This window comes from Maricaulis alexandrii, from assembly GCF_005871165.1.
In the GTDB taxonomy this organism is placed as follows: Bacteria; Pseudomonadota; Alphaproteobacteria; order Caulobacterales; family Maricaulaceae; genus Maricaulis; species Maricaulis alexandrii.
This window is the reverse complement of the sequence record NZ_SWKP01000008.1, coordinates 42,532-60,426: the sequence shown is the minus strand read 5'-3', so window position 1 is coordinate 60,426 and position 17,895 is coordinate 42,532. Positions and strand designations below refer to the sequence as shown.

Annotated in this window: 16 protein-coding genes; 3 read left to right on the top strand and 13 right to left on the bottom strand. The window is 65.6% G+C overall.

Annotation, left to right across the window (positions count from 1 at the left end):
* Position 1: 1 nt before the first annotated feature.
* The 5 genes from FCS99_RS11440 to ilvD are packed head-to-tail and all read right to left on the bottom strand — an operon-like array spanning position 2 to position 6,360.
* Positions 2-1,591, bottom strand: coding sequence for a 2-isopropylmalate synthase (locus FCS99_RS11440; RefSeq protein ID WP_138512649.1), 1,590 nt, complete (start codon positions 1,589-1,591; stop codon positions 2-4).
* Positions 1,573-1,875: an ACT domain-containing protein gene (locus FCS99_RS11435; protein WP_138512647.1), complete on the bottom strand. Its 303-nt coding sequence runs from the start codon at positions 1,873-1,875 to the stop codon at positions 1,573-1,575. Before FCS99_RS11435 ends, FCS99_RS11440 begins: the two co-directional genes overlap by 19 nt.
* Before the next feature lie 3 nt (positions 1,876-1,878).
* On the bottom strand, positions 1,879-3,591 hold the full coding sequence (gene ilvG, locus FCS99_RS11430) for an acetolactate synthase 2 catalytic subunit (RefSeq protein ID WP_138512645.1): 1,713 nt from the start codon (positions 3,589-3,591) through the stop codon (positions 1,879-1,881).
* Positions 3,592-3,604: 13 nt separating this feature from the next.
* Positions 3,605-4,630, bottom strand: a complete 1,026-nt coding sequence (gene ilvC / locus FCS99_RS11425; RefSeq protein ID WP_138512643.1) for a ketol-acid reductoisomerase — start codon at positions 4,628-4,630, stop codon at positions 3,605-3,607.
* The gene (gene ilvD / locus FCS99_RS11420) at positions 4,627-6,360 is read right to left on the bottom strand and encodes a dihydroxy-acid dehydratase (protein ID WP_138512641.1); all 1,734 of its coding nucleotides are present in this window, start codon (positions 6,358-6,360) and stop codon (positions 4,627-4,629) included. Before ilvD ends, ilvC begins: the two co-directional genes overlap by 4 nt.
* Before the next feature lie 429 nt (positions 6,361-6,789).
* Between ilvD and FCS99_RS11415 the strand changes: the two genes are divergently transcribed.
* From FCS99_RS11415 to FCS99_RS11405, 3 genes are all read left to right on the top strand, one after another.
* Positions 6,790-7,170, top strand: a complete 381-nt coding sequence (locus tag FCS99_RS11415) for a YbaN family protein (protein ID WP_138512639.1) — start codon at positions 6,790-6,792, stop codon at positions 7,168-7,170.
* 559 nt (positions 7,171-7,729) lie between these two features.
* Positions 7,730-9,067, top strand: a complete 1,338-nt coding sequence (locus FCS99_RS11410) for an ammonium transporter family protein (RefSeq protein WP_171036350.1) — start codon at positions 7,730-7,732, stop codon at positions 9,065-9,067.
* Positions 9,068-9,343: 276 nt separating this feature from the next.
* Positions 9,344-10,006: a TorF family putative porin gene (locus tag FCS99_RS11405; RefSeq protein WP_138512637.1), complete on the top strand. Its 663-nt coding sequence runs from the start codon at positions 9,344-9,346 to the stop codon at positions 10,004-10,006.
* A 106-nt stretch (positions 10,007-10,112) separates the two neighbouring features.
* Here FCS99_RS11405 and FCS99_RS11400 read toward each other — a convergent pair whose 3' ends face one another.
* The 8 genes from FCS99_RS11400 to moaA all read right to left on the bottom strand — a co-directional run bounded on the left by FCS99_RS11400 (position 10,113) and on the right by moaA (position 17,663).
* Positions 10,113-11,165, bottom strand: a complete 1,053-nt coding sequence (locus FCS99_RS11400; protein ID WP_138512635.1) for a WD40/YVTN/BNR-like repeat-containing protein — start codon at positions 11,163-11,165, stop codon at positions 10,113-10,115.
* Positions 11,162-13,651: a zinc-dependent metalloprotease gene (locus FCS99_RS11395; protein WP_138512633.1), complete on the bottom strand. Its 2,490-nt coding sequence runs from the start codon at positions 13,649-13,651 to the stop codon at positions 11,162-11,164. Before FCS99_RS11395 ends, FCS99_RS11400 begins: the two co-directional genes overlap by 4 nt.
* A 76-nt stretch (positions 13,652-13,727) precedes the next feature.
* Positions 13,728-14,915, bottom strand: a complete 1,188-nt coding sequence (locus FCS99_RS11390) for a molybdopterin molybdotransferase MoeA (RefSeq protein ID WP_138512631.1) — start codon at positions 14,913-14,915, stop codon at positions 13,728-13,730.
* Positions 14,912-15,391, bottom strand: coding sequence for a cyclic pyranopterin monophosphate synthase MoaC (gene moaC, locus FCS99_RS11385; RefSeq protein WP_138512629.1), 480 nt, complete (start codon positions 15,389-15,391; stop codon positions 14,912-14,914). Before moaC ends, FCS99_RS11390 begins: the two co-directional genes overlap by 4 nt.
* Positions 15,388-15,900, bottom strand: a complete 513-nt coding sequence (locus tag FCS99_RS11380; protein WP_138512627.1) for a molybdenum cofactor synthesis domain-containing protein — start codon at positions 15,898-15,900, stop codon at positions 15,388-15,390. The genes moaC and FCS99_RS11380 overlap by 4 nt, the downstream gene beginning before the upstream one ends.
* A complete protein-coding gene (locus tag FCS99_RS11375; protein ID WP_138512625.1) occupies positions 15,900-16,373 on the bottom strand; it encodes a molybdenum cofactor biosynthesis protein MoaE in 474 nt (157 codons plus the stop codon). Before FCS99_RS11375 ends, FCS99_RS11380 begins: the two co-directional genes overlap by 1 nt.
* 1 nt (position 16,374) lies before the next feature.
* Positions 16,375-16,626 carry a MoaD/ThiS family protein gene (locus tag FCS99_RS11370; protein ID WP_138512624.1) on the bottom strand — a complete coding sequence of 84 codons (252 nt, stop codon included), beginning with the start codon at positions 16,624-16,626 and terminating at the stop codon, positions 16,375-16,377.
* Between the two features lie 2 nt (positions 16,627-16,628).
* A complete protein-coding gene (moaA, locus tag FCS99_RS11365) occupies positions 16,629-17,663 on the bottom strand; it encodes a GTP 3',8-cyclase MoaA (protein WP_138512622.1) in 1,035 nt (344 codons plus the stop codon).
* Positions 17,664-17,895 lie beyond the last annotated feature (232 nt).

Genomic DNA, 17,895 nt, shown 5'->3' with positions numbered 1-17,895 from the left:
GTCAGACGGCCTGAGCCGTTTTTGTGTTCTGGGAGTCGGCTTTGGCCTTGGCCTCGCCACGATCAAGAGTGAACAGAAGGGCGTCGATTGCCGCCGTGACGATGTCGGGACCGCGGGCCCGGCCGGTGAAGCGCCGTCCGTCGATTTCCACTTCGATGTCGGCCACGAATTCGCGCTGGCCCTCATGGGTGCGCAGGCGCGTTTCCAGGCTGATCACATCGGTCTCGTATCCGGTGATCCGTTCCACCGCGGCAAAGGCCGCCGCGACCGGTCCATCGCCGGAGGCAATGTCGGAGATGCGGCCCCGGGTCGGGTGTTCCAGCTCCACGCGGGCGAACTGTTTCGGCTTGCGGCCGGCCGTGGTGCGCAATTCCGTGCGCAGCACCGTCCATTGCGATCCGGAGGCGGAATACCCCTCCATCATCGCGATCAGATCGGCATCATTGATCTCGCCATGCTCGTCGGCAGCCTCCTTGAACTGGGCAAAGATCCGCGACAGCTCGTCCGGTCCCGGCTGATAGCCCAGCTGGCCCAGGCGCTGGCTCAGCGCATGCTTGCCCGAGTGCTTGCCCAGCACCAGGGAGGAGCCGGGCGCGCCGACGCTTTCCGGGGTCATGATTTCATAGGTGCGGCGGTCGGCCAGCATGCCGTGCTGGTGGATGCCGGCCTCGTGGGCGAAGGCATTGCGGCCGACAATCGCCTTGTTCGGCGCGATCGCCGTGCCGGTGATGCGGGACAGACGCTGGCTGGCCGGCCAGATCGCATTCGCCTGGGCATGGCTGACGGCCGGGAAGATGTCGGCGCGGACATTCAGCGCCATGATGATTTCTTCCATCGAGCAATTGCCGGCCCGTTCGCCGATCCCGTTCAGGGCACATTCCACCTGGCGCGCGCCGGCTTTCACAGCGGCCAGGGAATTGGCCACGGCCAGGCCCAGATCGTCATGGCAGTGGGCCGAGAAGATCACATGGTCCGGGCGTTCCACCTCGTCGACCAGCATCTTGAAGACCTTGTAGATCTCGTCCGGCTCCGAATAGCCGACCGTGTCCGGCACGTTCAGCACATCGGCGCCGTGCGCGGCGGCGCAGGACAGGGCTTCCACCAGGAATTCCGGCTCGGTGCGCAGCGCATCCTCGGCCGAGAATTCGATCTCGTCGAAATGGTCGGCGGCATGCTTCAGCGTCCGCTCGATCGTCATCAGGACTTCGTGGCGGGACATTTTCAGCTTGGCCTCCCGGTGGATCGGGCTGGTGGCCAGGAAAATGTGGGCGCGTTTGCGCTGGGCCGGTTCCAGGGCGTAGGCCGCCGCGTCGATATCCTTTTCACTGGCGCGGGCCAGGGAGCAGATGGTCGGACCGCGCACTTCCTCGGCAATCCGGCGGATGGCTTCGGCATCGCCCGGCGAGGCGGCGGCGAAGCCGGCTTCCATCGTGTCGACGCGGATGGCAGCCAGCAGATGCGCCATTTCCAGCTTTTCGCCGGGCGACATGGAGAAGCCCGGGGCCTGTTCACCATCGCGCAGCGTGGTGTCGAAAATCCGCAGCCGGTCCGGTTGCGGGCTGGTGATCGGGGTCAGTTTCGGGGCGGACATGCCGGACTCCATTGATGGGGGGCATGCGCGGCCTGGGCGGCCGCGGCAATTTCCGGGGTAAAGACGGCGCGGACATCGATCAGCCGGCCGATCTGACGGGACAGAATATCCAGATTGCGCGCACCATCCCGTGCGCCCAGGCGCATGGAGATCGTCGCGAACCCGTCCCGGGCTTCGCTTTTTTCGAACGTGGCGATGGTGAAACCGCGACGTTCGACAAGGCCGATAAGCCGCATCAGGGCGCCTTCGGTCTCGGCGAGTTCAACGCAAAGGGTGTCGAACATGTCTCAGTCCTCCATCATGTCGGCATTGGATGCGCCTGGCGGCACCAGCGGCCAGACGTTCTCACGCGGATCGATCAGCACATGGGCCAGGATCGGGCCGCGCGAATTGAGCAGGCGCTCGATGGCACCGGGGACTTCTTCGCGGCTGTGAACCGTGAAGGCCTCGATACCGAAAGCGTGCGCCACCTCGGCGAAGTCGGGATTGTCGTACAGATCAATCTCCGAGAAATTCTGGTCGAAGAAATATTCCTGCCACTGGCGCACCAGGCCCAGCGAGGCATTGTCCAGCAGCAGGATGCGGATGGGCACGCCATAGCGGCGGGCCGTGGCCAGCTCCTGGATATTCATCATGATCGAGCCGTCGCCGGTGATGGTGACGACCTTGCTGTCGGGGCGTTCCATGGCCGCGCCGATCCCGGCGGGCAGGCCGTAGCCCATCGCGCCCAGACCAGCAGAGGTCAGATGCGCTTCCGGGCGGGCGAAGCGGCAATGCTGGGCCACCCACATCTGGTGCTGGCCGACATCGCAGGCGGCGATGAAGTCATCACCGGCCGCTTCGGACAATTGCTTCAGCATGGCCGGCGCGTAGACGCCATTGCCCGGCGCGTCATAGCGGAATTCATGGCGCGCCTTGCGGTCGCGGCATTCGGTGCGCCAGTCGGCAATGTCCAGATAGCCCGGATCCATGCGGTCCAGCGCCTCGCCGATATCGCCGGCCATGGCGACGTCCGCATTGCGCAACTTGCCGATCTCGGCGCTGTCCAGGTCCATGTGGATGATGCGGGCACCCTTGGCGAAACTGTCCAGCCGGCCGGTGGCCCGGTCGTCAAACCGAGCGCCGCAGCAGATCAGCAAATCGCTCTCGTCCACGGCGACATTGGCGGCGCGGCCGCCATGCATGCCTAGCATGCCCAGATAGTCCGGGGCGTCCGGGTGCGGACAGCCCAGCCCCTTGAGCGTGGCAACGGTGGGAATGCCGGTGCGCTCCATGAAGGCGCGGACGGAATCAACCGCACCGCCCAGGGCGACGCCGCCGCCGATATACAGGACCGGGCGTTTGGATTGGGACAGCAGAGCCGCCGCCGCATCGATCTCAGATTGATCGACCCGGGACGGCCCTGCTGTGGGCCGAGGTACTGGGGGTAAGGTGGGGTACACCTCGGCTTGAAGGATATCCTTCGGCATGTCGATCAGGACCGGGCCGGGGCGGCCCGATTCGGCAATGTCGAAGGCTTCGGCGATCAGCTCCGGGATGCGCTCGGCATCGCGGATGATGATCGAGTGTTTCACGACCGGCATGGACATGCCGAACACGTCGACTTCCTGGAAGGCGTCCGTGCCCATCAGGCCCGACGGGACCTGGCCCGTCAGGATCACCATGGGGACACTGTCCATGTAGGCATTGGCGATGCCGGTCAGCAGATTGGTCGCGCCGGGACCCGACGTGGCCATGCAGACCCCGGCCTTGCCGGTCAGGCGGGCCTGGGCATCGGCGGCAAAGGCCGCCGCCTGCTCATGGCGGACCAGGATGTGCTTCAGCGACGAGCCGGTCAGCGCATCATAGACGGGCATGATCGCCCCGCCCGGATAGCCGAATACCCGCTCCACACCCAGGGCTTCCAGGGTGCGGACAACCGCATGCGCCCCGGTCTGTCTGGGCTGGGCGGTGGCCGACGGGGCGTCGGTATGGGGATCGGTGACGGGCAGGGCGGTCATGATACGCTCGGATCTACTGGTTGGCGCCGGGCTGCAGCCACGGCATGTCGGCGCGCAGGGCGGCACCGGTCTTTTCGATGGGATGTTCCAGATCCTTGCGCAGCAGGGCCTGGTATTGCGGCTTGCCGGCCTGGTTCTCGGTGATCCAGTCGCGGGCAAAAGTGCCGTCCTGGATGTCCTTCAGAACCTCGCGCATGCGTTCCTTCGTCTCTTCATTGATGACGCGCGGACCGGAGCGCAGATCGCCGTAGATGGCGGTCTCGGAGATGAATTCATGCATCTTCGCCATGCCGCCTTCGTAGAGGAGGTCGACGATCAGCTTGAGCTCGTGCAGGCATTCGAAATAGGCGACTTCCGGCTGGTAACCGGCTTCCACCAGCGTCTCGAAACCGGCCTGGACCAGTTCGGTGGCACCGCCGCACAGCACGGCCTGTTCGCCGAACAGATCGGTCTCGGTTTCCTCGGCGAAATTCGTCTCGATCACGCCGGCCGTGGCGCCGCCGATGCAGGTGGTATAGCTCAGCGCCATCTCGCGGGCGGTGCCGCTGGCATCCTGGTGGATGGCGAACAGGCAGGGCACGCCGCGGCCAATCTCGTATTCGCGGCGGACCAGATCACCCGGACCCTTCGGGGCGACCAGGATCACATTGATATTGTCAGCCGGATTCACGCGGCCGAAATGCACGGAGAAGCCGTGGGCGAACAGGACCGTGTCACCGGCGTCCAGGTTCGGCGCGACCATGTCGCGATAGACCTCCTCATGGGACATGTCCGGCGTCAGGATGGCGATCAGATGGGCCGCCTTGGTGGCCTCTTCCGGCGTCGCCGTCTTCAGGCCGTCGGCCTGGGCCTTCTTTTCGCCGGCCCCGCCGGGACGCACGCCGACGATCACATCGCAGCCGCTGTCCTTCATGTTCATGGCGTGGGCGCGGCCCTGGCTGCCATAGCCGATCACCGCAATCGGTTTCGACTTGAAGGCGGTGGTGTCGACCTCAAAGGCAGCGCGCTTGGGGGCCGGGGTGGATGCAGACGCGGTCATGCGTTGATCTCCTGCTTGGATGCTTGTGTATCGGATGAAGAGTGAGCCGCCGGGGCCGCAGCCTCGGTGGGAATGGTGACGGCGCCGCGGGCGGCCGAAGAGACCAGGGCGGCATATTTGGCGAACACGCCGCCGACGGATTTCGGATCCGGGCGGACCCAGCCGGCGCGGCGCGCGGACAGGTCGGCCTCGACATCGATGCGGCGGGCGGCGACATCGATCTTGATCATGTCGCCTTCCTCGATCAGGCCGATCGCGCCGCCGGCGGCAGCTTCCGGGCTGACATGGCCGATCACGAAACCCTTGGAGGCGCCGGAGAAGCGGCCATCGGTGATCAGGGCGACGTCCTCGGACAGGCCCTGACCGACCAGGGCAGCCGTGACGCCCAGCATTTCGCGCATGCCGGGACCGCCCTTGGGCCCTTCATTGCGGATGATGACGACATCGCCGGCCTTGATCCTGTTGGCCTCGATTTCGGCAAAAGCGTCTTCTTCGCTTTCGAAGACGCGGGCCGGACCGGTGAACTCCGTGCGCGAATGGCCGGACAGTTTCAGCACACCGCCCTCGGTCGCCAGATCGCCGTAGAGGATGCGGAAGCCGCCATCCGGCTTGACCGGATTGTCGACGGAATAGATGACGCGCTGGTTCTTGGATTCGACGGCCTCGGCGGCTTCCTCGTGCAGGGAGCGGCCGGTGACGGTCGGCGTGTCGGCCAGAAGGCCGGCCTCGACCAGGCGCTGGGTGAACAGGCGGGTGCCGCCAGCCAGGAACATGTGGTGGGCCAGGAAACGGCCGCCCGGCTTCAGATCGGTGATCACCGGCGCGGTCGCGGAGACCTCGTCGAAAATGTCGATGGAGAAGGGCTGTCCGGCTTCCGCAGCGATGGCGGCCAGGTGCAGGATGGCATTGGTCGACCCGCCCGAGGCCGAGGCCGCGATCGCCGCATTGCGCAGCGAGGCCTGGCTCACGTACTGGCGCGGCCGGGTGCCCGACTTGGCCAGTTCGACGGCCAGCTTGCCGCAGCGCGCGGCGGCGGCCGGCTTGTCCGGGTGTGGGGCCGGGATGTCATTCACGCCCATCGGCGAGAAGCCCATCACGGACAGGATGGTGGCCATCGTGTTGGCCGTGAACTGGCCGCCACAGGCCCCGGCGCCGGGGCAGGCGGCCTTCTCGACATCCTTCAGGCCGGCATCGTCCAGCGTGCCGGCGGCATGGGCACCGACCGCTTCGAACACGTCCTGGATGGACAGATCCTTCTCGCCCAGGCGGCCGGGCATGATCGTGCCGCCGTACAGGATGCAGCCGGGCACATCCATGCGCGCCAGCGCCATGGCGGCGGCGGGGATGGTCTTGTCGCAGCCGACCAGGATGACGACACCGTCCAGGCAGTGGCCGCGCGTGGCCAGCTCGATGGAGTCGGCGATGACTTCCCGCGAGATCAGCGAGGCCCGCATGCCTTCCGAGCCCATGGAGATGCCGTCCGAGACGACCACCGTGTTGAAGTCGACCGGGTGACCGCCGGCCTCGCGCACCGCGTCGCGCACCGGGGCCGCCAGATCGGCCAGGTGCATGTTGCACGGCGTCACCGTCGTCCAGGTATTGATCACGCCGATCATCGGCTTGTCGAAATCGGCATCATCCATGCCGGTCGCGCGCAGCATGGCCCGGGCAGCGGCACGAGCCGGGCCCCGTGTGATGGCGTCAGAGATTTTCTTCGGTGTGTCAGTCATCAGAAATCCGTGGAGGCAAAACGAAAAACCCCGCTCCTGTCAGGGAGCGGGGCTTTTTCGTGTCTGCCGGACGTTCGGTCCTTTTTTGGCAGGCGCTTACGCCACTCCCGTTATGGAGCTGGTAATAAGAAGTACGAGTACGAGAAGGAGGAGGCCGAGTTCGAGCACCCGCACGCCCTTCGGGGCGGCGGCCGGCGTGGCCAGCTGGGTGATCGCGTTGGTCGGCATGACGGTGTGTCCGTGTTCCTATTGCGCTGCAACGTGAACGGAGATGGTAAAGATTGCAACCCCCGTTTTGGAAAATTACTGCAGCGGCGCTGCATTAAGTGAATTTCGTGGCAAAAATCCACCGCATGAGGTCAGTTTGAGCATGCTTATTCCAGCGCCTGTTTTGCCCGGGGTCGAACCCGTCTGCCTGCGGGGCGTGAAATGGGGCTGATCCGGCTCTTCTGGTTGGCCTTCGGCGGGGTCTTCTTCGCACTTGCGGTGGTCGGGATCCTCCTGCCGCTCGTACCGACGACACCCTTCCTCCTGCTCGCTTGCTACGGATTCGCACGGAGCTCGGACCGGCTGCATCACTGGCTGGTGACCCATCCGCGCTTCGGGCCCCTGATCCGCCACTGGCGGGATCATGGGGCAATCCGGCCACGGGTGAAGATCGGTGCCGTCCTCGTCATGCTGGCGGCGCTCCTGCTCAGTGTGCTGATCGGTCTGTCCTGGCGTCTGATCGGCGTGCAGGCCCTGTGCATGGGCGCGGCGGCCTGTTTTATCCTGACTCGCCCGCATGGTCCGGCGGACCCGGAAAGCTGAGGCCGGATTCAGTTTGCCCTGAATTCGAGCAAATTGTCTCAATATCGAGCAAGCCCGTCGGGGCGGTAAAAATATGCAGGAATCCGGTTGACCCATCCACGGCCCGGGTCCGGAGATTTTCCCGCGGCATCCGATCATGTCGCGACTCTGTGGATTGAACTGCTGGCGGCTTCGGTCGCCAGCTCTTTTCTCCGAAATTGGAAGTTTGTTGCACGAAGCGGCGTAAATTCCGTCGAAAGTAGCGAAAGCTTCCCGGTTTTATGGCCGCTGAGAAATTTGTTGCAGTGCAACAGGGGCTGTCATAGAGTCGTCAAATCAAGAGCTGCCACGAGGCGGCCGTCCGCAGAGCGCAATGATTGGGTCCGTCATCGTCAAAAGGCGATGCGGGTCAGGTGGTGTTTGCCGAAAGGATTTTCGGCCGTTTTGTGCACATTTCGTGCGCGCTCATTTGATCCTCAAAACTGAACATAAGTGGGCATCCCGGCTGGGGGGCTCCGCCTGGGGTGTGCGTGCGCATCTGCGGGTTCTTAGGGACGAGTTGCCAGAGCGGGAGATCCCAATGATTGGCAAGACGAACATGCGACAAAAACTTTTGGGGGGCGCGCTGATCGCGCTTGCAACGGGGGCGCTGGTATCCGGCTCGGCTCATGCCGAAGTGTCGGAAGAGACCGCCTTCGTGTTCAACACACTTCTTTTCCTGATCGGCGGCTTCCTCGTGATGCTGATGGCCGCCGGTTTCGCGATGCTGGAAGTCGGCTTCGTGCGCACCAAGCACGCTGCGGCGATCTGCCTGAAAAACATCGCGCTCTATTCCATCGCCGGTCTGATGTTCTACCTGGTGGGCTATCAGGTCATGTATGGCGGCGAGACGCCCTATTTCGGCATCCCGGCGATCTGGGGTCCGTCCGAACTGGCCAGCGATGAAGCCATCTCGCTGGAGACCGGTTATGCGGCCGCCTCCGACTGGTTCTTCCAGATGGTGTTCGTGGCCACCGCGGCCTCGATCGTGTCCGGCACGGTCGCCGAACGCGTCAAGCTGGGCTCTTTCTTCCTCTTCGTCGTCGTGCTGACGGCCCTCATCTACCCGATCCAGGGCTCCTGGGAATGGGGTGGCGGCTGGCTCGACTCCGAGTTCGGCTTCTCCGACTTCGCCGGTTCCACCCTGGTGCACTCCACCGGTGGCTGGGCGGCTCTGGCCGGTGCCATCCTGATCGGTGCCCGCTCCGGCCGTTTCGGTCCGAACGCCACGCCGATGGTGCCGTCCTCGCTGCCGCTGGCCACGCTGGGTACCTTCATCCTGTGGTTCGGCTGGTTCGGCTTCAACGGTGCCTCGCAACTCGCCATGGGGTCCGCCGCTGACGCGGTCGCCATCTCGCAGATCTTCGCGAATACGAACATGGCCGCTGCGGCCGGTGTCGTGACGGCCTACCTGCTCTCGCTCGTCCTGGGCGGCGGCAAGGCCAACCTCGCCTACTGCCTGAACGGTGCCCTGGCCGGCCTGGTGTCCATCACCGCCGAGCCGCTGACGCCGACCATCATGGAAGCCATCGCCATCGGTGCGGTGGGTGCCGTGATCGCCACCTTCGGTGCGAAACTGCTGGAAGCCGTGCGGATCGACGATGTCGTCGGTGCCATCCCGGTCCACCTGTTCGCCGGTATCTGGGGCACGATGGCGGTTCCGCTCACCAATTCCGACGCGACCTTCTTCGGTCAGGCCGTCGGTGTCGGTGCCATCGGTGCCTTCGTCTTCGTCACCTCTTTCGTGGTGTGGCTGGTCCTGAAGATCACCCTGGGTGTCCGCCTTTCGCCGGATGCTGAAGTGGTCGGCGGTGACCTGTCCGAACTGGGCGCACCTGCGGGCTCCATCTTCGCCTCCCCTTCCGAGGGAAAGGCGTAGGCCCCGGCCAAACAACGGGGATGACGGCCGGTGTTGCGGGAGCGGAGCTTCCAGCCTCACCGGCCGGCCAACCCGGGGCCGGTCCAGACGAACCCCAGAAACCGCTTGAAGACACCAAGCATGCAGACAAGCCGGGCAGGACGAGACGGTCCAAACCCAGCCCGAGCCCGGGATTGAAATCACAACCGGTCCAACTGCGCGCCCCGGAAAGACGGCGCTCAAAACCGACCGGTCGACGCCTCTCAAAGGCGCCAGGATCAAACGAGGAGTGAAGTTATGAAAGCCAAGATCCTTACACTTGCCCTGGTGGCCGCCGGTGCCATGACGGCCCCGGTCGCTGCCCAGGTCGAAGGCAATGTAGCCATCACCAGCAACTACGTCTTCCGCGGCATCTCCCAGACGGGTGATGCGGCCGCCATCTCCGGCGGTTTCGATGTCGCCACCGAATCCGGTCTTTATGTCGGTGTCTGGGGGTCCAGCGTGGACTTCTCCGACGACACCACGATGGAGCTGGACGTTTATGCCGGCTATGGCTGGGAAGCCTATGGCTGGGGTTTTGACACGGGCGTGATCTATTACGCCTATCCGGACAGCCCGGACGGCCAGAACTTCGTGGAAGTCTATGGCGGTGTGAGCCGTCAATTCGGCCCGATTGCCTGGGATGCGGGCGTGGCCTTCTCGCCGGAATTCTATGGTGAGATCGGTGAGGGCCTCTACCTCAACACCGGTGCCGCCGTCGAATTCGGTCCGGTGACCGTGGATGCCCGCGTCGGCTCCAGCTCCTTCGACGACCTGCCGGCGGCCGACTATGAAGACTACCAGATCGGTGTGTCCGGCACGGTGCTCGAGAATGTCGGCTGGGACCTGCGTTACTACAAGGCCACCAATGGTGGTGATGACGGGTTCTTCGTGACCTTCTCGCAATCCTTCGGTGGCTGATCTCGCCACCTGACCCGCTCCGAGTGAGTGTGTTGCGTACGCGTATCCGGGCCCGGCAGTCATGCCGGGCCCGGTTTCGTTTGGCTGACACCTGACCGGAGCGCGGTCAGTTTCGTGGTGGCAAAGTGATCCGGGTGATGCGTCCGTCCGAGCCCACCGCCCAGCCGGTCCGGCCTGAGGGTGAGAAGGCGATGGCGTGATGGCCCGGCAGGTCCGGCCAGGGCGTCCAGATTTCCCCGCCATTGCGGGAAATGTCGGTCCCGTTCGGACCGGTCGCGACCAGGCTGTTGTCACCCAGCGGCAAGACGGCCACATCCGAGCGATAGCCAGCTGGCGCCGCGATGGGCAATTCCCAGCTCGTCCCGCCATCATCCGACCAGGCCAGATTGCCGTCTGTCGCGTCTGCCTGTTCGTAATTGCCGCCCGCTGCGATCAGTTTTTCCCCCGTATAGGCCAGGGCGAAAATCCCGGAGCCGGGCGTGCCGGCCGCCATCGGCGTGTCGACAAAATCCCATTCCGCCCCGAACTCGCAGGTCCGCAGGACGCGCGCCGTTTCACCGCCGCCCGTACCGATCCAGGCGCAGCCATTCGGGGCCGTGGCGATTGAGGAATCGGAGGCGGCAAACCCGGCCTCGCCTTCCAGCGGTTCCGGCAGGCCCGGAATCCGGGTCCAGCTCTCGCCGCCATCCTGGGTTCCCAGGACCAGAAAACCGCCGGGAATCGGGTCGGAAAAGGCGATACCGATCTCGCTGTTCCAGAACACCAGGGAATCAAAGAAGGCATTGCCGGTCGGATCCTCCCACACAGTGCGGAAGCTGGCCCCGCCATCCTCGGTCAGGAACAGGCGGGCGGGCTGACCCGCAGTGAAGAAAAGGGCGCGATCCGCCGAAAAACCGTGCGCCGAACGCAGGTCTGCGCCCTCGGCCGCGTCGATGGTGAGCACGTCCCAATGCGCGCCCCCATCCACCGTGCGCAGGACCTGCCCGCCCGGTGCGCCGATCCAGACCACGTCATCGCTGACCACGGCGAGCCCCCGCAGGCTGGACGTCACACCACTGGCCTGCTCCTCCAGCGTGATCCCGGCCAGCGGGTCGGCCGGCGGGCTGCAGGCGGCCAGGCCAGCGAGCAGTGAGGCTGTGGCGAGAAGGCGGCGGCTCAACGGTCCAGACCCAGCAGGACGGCGCTGTCGCAATGCCAGCAGCTGTCGGCACCGATCGGGCTGCCCGGCGGGATCGGCGTGTCAGCCAGTTCCGGCGTCTCTCCCTGATCGATCCGGTCCAGTCCGGCGACAATGGCCCGCGCCAGCCAGAGCTGGTGCGCGGCGGCCGGTCCGCTGGCGCGGCGGCCGGGCAGATTGCCGGCCATGGCTTCCAGGCGCTGACGGGCTAGGCCGGACACGATCGGCGAGCCCTGGGCGACGAGGTCCAGCAATTGATCGGCATATTCCGTCTGGATGGCAGCGCGCACCGGCTGCAGCCGGTCGGCCTCGTCACGCGGTGCGTCGAACAGGACGGCTTCGACCGCATCGAGCACCTCGATGGCCGAAAGCTGTTCCGGGTTGCGGGCGCTCTGGTCGGCCAGCCGGGCCATCCGGCCCGGCGACAGCATGGCGTCCAGCGAGATACGGGCGGCGGCACCCGCGGCCGTGGTCCGCGAGAAGGCCGGATAGGCCGGCGAATCGAACAATTCCCGCGTGGCAGCCGCGTCATAATCGGCGAAGGGCGCGGGCGCCATCAGGGCCAGATTGGCGTCGGAAATGTCCAGTGCTTCCGGTTCCAGCGTCGCCAGGAGGGCGGTCAGGGCGGCACGCTGTGTGGCCGCATCGGTCGGGGTGATGCCCCGGCCGGGCTCACCATTGCGCTCATAGGCGAAGTCCACCCCGCCCAGCGCGCTGGCCGCGGCTTCCACCTGGTAGCGGTGATAGAGATAGAGCGGTGAGAACACGTCGCGCAGGGCGCTGGTCGGCTGCCCTTCGGCCAGGACGTGCGGACCGAACCGGTCCAGCGCGGCCCGGCGGATCGCCATTGTCTCGGTCAGCATGGCCGACGGATCGGATCCATTGTCCCAGAGATTGCCCAGCGGATGGCCGGAATCATTGCCGCGCGCATGCCGGTCGGTGATGTAGTGCAGGCCGTCCGCCTGCGCTTCGGCCAGGATGGCGTCCAGTGCGGCGGCTTCCTCTTCACCGTCGCCGAACTCGCCATAGAGCCAGCGGATGGCGACCTGGTCCCATTCCCCGATGTCGGTGTCATAGGCGTCGGACAGGTCGAAGGCGCCGGACGCGTCGAGACTGACCAGCGGGGCGGGATAATCCATCACCGAGGCGCGGTCGGAAATGCTGGCGGCGAAATTGTGGGCGATGCCCAGCGTATGGCCGATCTCGTGGGCGGAGAGCTGGCGGATGCGGGCCAGGGCAATCTCCAGCGGGTCGTCCGCCGTGCCACTGCCGGTCTCCGAAACCCCCAGCAGGCCTTCAAAGATCATCCGGTCTTGGCGGACGCGTTGGCTGCCCAGGATGACATGGCCCTTGATGATCTCGCCGGTGCGGGGGTCGGCGACCGAGGCGCCATAGGACCAGCCGCGGGTCTGGCGGTGCACCCATTGGATGATGTTGTAGCGAACGTCCAGCGGATGGGCGCCTTCCGGCAGAAGCTCGACCCGGAAGGCGTTTTCATAGCCGGCCGCTTCGAAAGCCTGGGCCCACCAGTTCCCGCCCTCGATCAGGGCGTCGCGGATCTGCGGCGGGGTGCCCCGGTCCAGATAATAGACGATCGGCTCCACCACCGGCCCGCTCTCGGCCGACGGATCGACCCGCTCCAGCCGGTGGCGCAAGGCGTAGGACCGGCGGACCGGATCGCTCAGCGGTGAGGCCATGTCGTAGAAATCGACCCCGAAACTCCCCGAACGCGGATCGGCTTCGCGGATTTCGAACCCGTCTTCCGGCAGGGCCACAAAGGAATGGTGCACGGTCAGGGTCACCGATTGCGGATCGGGCGCCACGGCCCGGACTTCGGAACCCGGATTGCTCGATTGCAGCGTGAGGAGGGCATCGATCTCGACATTCTCCGGGAAGGAGAGGGCGGCGTCGGTCAGCGGGGCGCTGCGGCCGGCATCGATCGAGAAACTGCCCTGGCCGGTGTCCGACAACTGGGCGGCCGTGCCGATCGGATCACGGGTCAGGAAGCCGGACAGGTCGATCAGCACCCGGCCGTCATCCTCGGCGACAATATCCGTGTTCCAGATCACCGAGCGGGCAAAGGATTGCCGCGTCGCATTGGCTTCGTCCGCATCGGCGCCGATGGCGCGATAGCCGGTATTCTCGAACTCGGCGAAGACCTGATCATTGACCCGGAAGAAGCGCAGGATCTGGGAGCTCGTCCCCAGGCCGCGATCCAGACCGACCGGATTGGAGCCGAGACCGGAGGTCAGGCGCGCCGTGTAGATCATCCGGCCCAGCGAGCCGTCATCCTGCGGCGCCAGCTCCACCAGGACCCGGCCATCCGTTTCATCGATCTGAAGGGGCAGGAAACCGTCCCGGCGTTCCAGATCGTCCGTGGCGTCCGACCAGTCATCGGCCAGGGCGGACGGGACAAAGGACAGCGAAAGCGCACAGGCGGCCGCGCGCCAGATCAAACCGGATTTCATGGACAAGACTCCTGACCCCAAAACAGGTGTTCAGGCTATCGTCTGGCCGGACCCGTGTCACGCAATCGGCGTGTGATCAGTCCAGCGGAATGATCTCCACCTGATCGCCCGCTTGAGCCGCTTCGGCACCCACCGGGCGCCGGATCAGCGCATTGGCCGTCACCAGGGTTGTCAGGATGGCGCTGTCCTGCCGGGAGAGCGCTGTGACGATACCGTCCTGATCGTTCCACACACCTCTCACATACGTTTCGCGATCCCCGTTTGGTGCCATTTCAGACCCCAAATTCACACGAATGCGCGATGTTTGCGCGGTCTCCCCGCGCAGGGTCTGCAGCGCCGGGCGCAGGATGAGGCGGGCCATGACGAGGGCCGAAACCGGATTGCCCGGCAGGCCGATCAGCGCTGGCTGCCCCTCCGGCAGGCGCGCAAACCAGGTCGGTTTTCCCGGCCGCACGGCGATCTTGGCAAAGCGGATATACCCGCCCCGGGACACGATAACCCGGCGCATATGGTCGTGCTCGCCGACCGAGGCCCCGCCCACCGGAACCAGCAGGTCCAGCGCCGGGGCCGCATCGAGCTTGGTGGCGATGTCGGCTTCGGTATCGCGGGCAATGCCCAGATAGACCGGCTCACCGCCCCATTGCCGGATCAGCGCCATCAGCCCGCTGGTGATCGAATTGACGATCTGTCCCGGTGCGGGTGTTTCGCCCGGTTCCACCAATTCGTCCCCGCTGGCCAGGACGCCAATGCGCGGTGTCCGGGACACAGGGACCCGGTCATGTCCGGCGGCCGCGATCAGGGCCAGCGCGTCCGGTGTCAGCCGGTGTCCGGCCTCCAGCAGGACCTGTCCGGCCTCGAAGTCCTGACCCGCTCGGCGGATGTGCTGGCCTGCCCCGGCGGGCTGATCCGTGCTGACGCGATCACCGTGGCACTGCGTGTTTTCCTGGATCACGACCTGGTCGGCCCCGTCCGGAACCACCGCGCCGGTGGAGATGCGCACGGCCTCACCCGGTCCGATTTTGCCGTCAAAGGCATGACCGGCCGCAGCCTCGCCGATCAGTCGCAGGGAGACCGTATCCCCCAGATCGGCCGAGCGGACGGCATAGCCATCCATGGCCGAGGCCGCGAAGGGCGGCTGGGTGAGGGCGGCGCGGACCGGTTCGGCGAGAATTTTCCCGCAGGCCTGGTCCAGTCCGACCGCAATCGCCGGCAGGGGTGACAAGTCCTGCGCCAGGATGGCTTGCGCCTCGGCGAGCGGGATCATGGGTCGGCCCGTTGATAATCGCCCGATTGTCCGCCCTGCTTTTCCTCCAGCCGGACCGCGTCGATCTGCATGGATTTGTCCAGGGCTTTCGCCATGTCATAGAGCGTCAGGGCCGCCACCGAAGCCGCTGTCAGCGCTTCCATCTCGACACCCGTCTTGCCGTCCGTCCGGACTTCCGCCCGCACTTCGAAAACCCCGGAAGTTACGGGTTCGATTGCGACTTTCACCTTGGTCAGGGGCAGGGGGTGACAGAGCGGGATCAGGCTGGACGTCTGTTTCGCCGCCATGATCCCCGCCAGTTCGGCGGTCTGCCGGGCGTCGCCCTTCGGGCCGACACCGTCACGGATGGCTTCAAAGGCCTGTGAATTCATGGAGATACGCGCCGTCGCCACGGCCCGGCGCCGGGTCGCCGGCTTGTCGGCGACATCCACCATGCGCACCCGGCCTTCTTCGTCCTGGTGGGTCAGTCCGCTCATGCCAGATGCTCCGTCAGACGGGGGAGGATTTCCACCAGGTTGCAGGGTTTGTGGGACGCATCGAATTCGGCTTTCAGCACGCCATTCCAGGCATCCTTCACCGCCCCCATCGAACCGGGGATCGAAAACAGATAAGTGCCGCCAGCAATTCCGGCCAGGGCCCGCGACTGCAGGGTCGACACGCCCACCGACTGATAGCTGATCATGTGGAAGACCACGCTGAACCCGTCGATTTCCTTGTCCAGCAAGGGCCGGACGGCTTCCGGCGTGACATCACGCCCGGTCAGGCCGGTCCCGCCCGTGGTGATGATGCAATGGATGCCCGGGTCGGCGATCAGATCTTCACAGGCCTTGCGGATGCTGGGGGCATCATCGGCGATGATGGCGTGTGCCCGGACCGTGTGACCGGCCTCAGCGATCTGTTCGCGCAGCCAGGGGCCGGTCCGGTCCGTGCTTTCATCCCGTGTGTCGGAAATGGTCAGGACCGCAAAGCCCAGTGTGTCCGTCATCATGCATCCTCGCTGGCGATCTGGTCGGTCCAGTAATCCGCGGCATCCCGGTCGGTGTCCCGCGCTTCGACCCAATGTGAGCCCTTGTTCGAGTGGACCTGTTTCCAGAACGGGGCCTCGGTTTTCAGGAGGTCGATCATATAGCCCACCGCGTCCAGGGCGGCGCGTCGGTGCGGCGCGGTTGCGGCCACGAAAACAATCACTTCGCCGATCTCCATCCGGCCGACCCGGTGGTGGATCACGGCCCGGTGCAAATCCCATTTCCGCGCGGCGGTCTCGGCGATGGTCTGCAGGGCCTTTTCGGTGACGGCGGGGTAGTGCTCCAGTTCCAGCGCGACCAGGCCCGGCTCTTCACGGACCTGTCCCACAAAACTGGCCAGCCCGCCGCAGTCCGGATCGGCGCCGGCGAGCGCGTCGAGCCGGGCGCCGCTGTCGATTGGATCATGGGACACGGTAATGGAGATAGTCGCCATCTCAGCCTCCGGTGAAGGGCGGGCAAAAGGCCAGCGTGTCGCCGTCTTTCACGGCGCTCGGCCGCGGCACGATGGCATCATTCAGGATCAGGCGGATCGCCGGATGCGCCAGCGCGTTCGCAGCGGGGTCGAGGGTCTGCAAATGCGCGGTCAGGGCCTCGCTGTCGGCAATCGTGTCCGGCAGGTCCAGGATGTCCTCCCGCTTGCCCATCCGGTCACGCAGGGATGCCATGTAGCGGATCGTGATCTGCATGATCAGCCTCCCGTTCGGGCCATGTTGCGGGACACGGCCGGTGCGGCCCCGCGCGAGACATCGAAATCATGCCGTTCCGGCTTGGTCGCCATCGCCCGGTCGAGACAGGCCTCCAGACCGGCCGTGCCACGTTCGCGATAGGCGGTCTTCAGGTCGATCGCGCCCTCATGACCCAGACAGGTATAGAGTTCGCCAGTACAGGTCAGCCGGACGCGATTGCAGCCGGCGCAGAAGTTCGAGGTCAGCGGCGTGATGAAGCCCAGCCGTCCACCGGTCTCGGCGACGCGGACATAGCGGGACGGGCCGCCGGTGCGGTCCGGCAGATCGGTCAAGGTCCACTGTTCGGACAGGCGGTCGCGCACCGCGCTGAGCGGCAGGAACTGGTCCGCCCGGTCCTGCGCCACCTCGCCCAGCGGCATGACCTCGATCAGCGTGGCGTCGAAACCTTGTGCATGCGCCCAGGCGATGAGGTCGGGCAGCCCGTCCTCGTTTTCACCCTTGAGGGCCACGGCATTGATCTTGATCGCGATCCCGGCCTTGCGGGCGGCCTCGATCCCGGCCAGGCAGGTGGCCAGCTGGCCACCGCGCGTCAGCCGGGCATAAGCGTCCGGGTTGAGGGTATCCAGCGAAACATTGATCCGTTTGACCCCGGCCCGGGCCAGGCGCCCGGCTTGTCCGGCCAGCTGCGTGGCATTGGTGGTCAGGGTGAGCTCGTCCAGCCCGTAGCCGATATGTTTGCCCAGGGCCTCGATCAGGTGGATCACATCCCGGCGTACCAGGGGTTCGCCACCCGTGATGCGGATCTTGTTGACGCCGCGGGCGATGAAGTGCGCCCCGATGGCGCTCAATTCTTCCAGGGTCAGCAGCCGGGATTTGGGCAGGAAATCCGGTCGCTCCGCCATGCAGTAGACGCAGCGCAGATCGCACCGGTCAGTGACGGACAGGCGCAGATAGCGGATTTCTCGTCCGAAGCGATCCACCAAAGGGGCGTGGCTTGCGGTCTGGGGCGTGCCGTCCAACCGAATGTCTCCTGGCATGGCTGTTTCCGGCATGTGGGGCCGGATGCGTGTTTGACCAAACCTAGACCCCGCAGGACCTGAAATCGATGCCCGATCACGCAGGTTTGCGCAGGGGTGATCGTGGCAGGTGAAATGATCCTCCGGGCACAAGTTTGCGCGAGGCAGTATCCTTCCAAGACCCGGTCAAATCCGGGACATTGTGCGGTCCGGGCCGGTTTCTGGCTGGGTTTGTTGTGTTGCATCGCGGTGA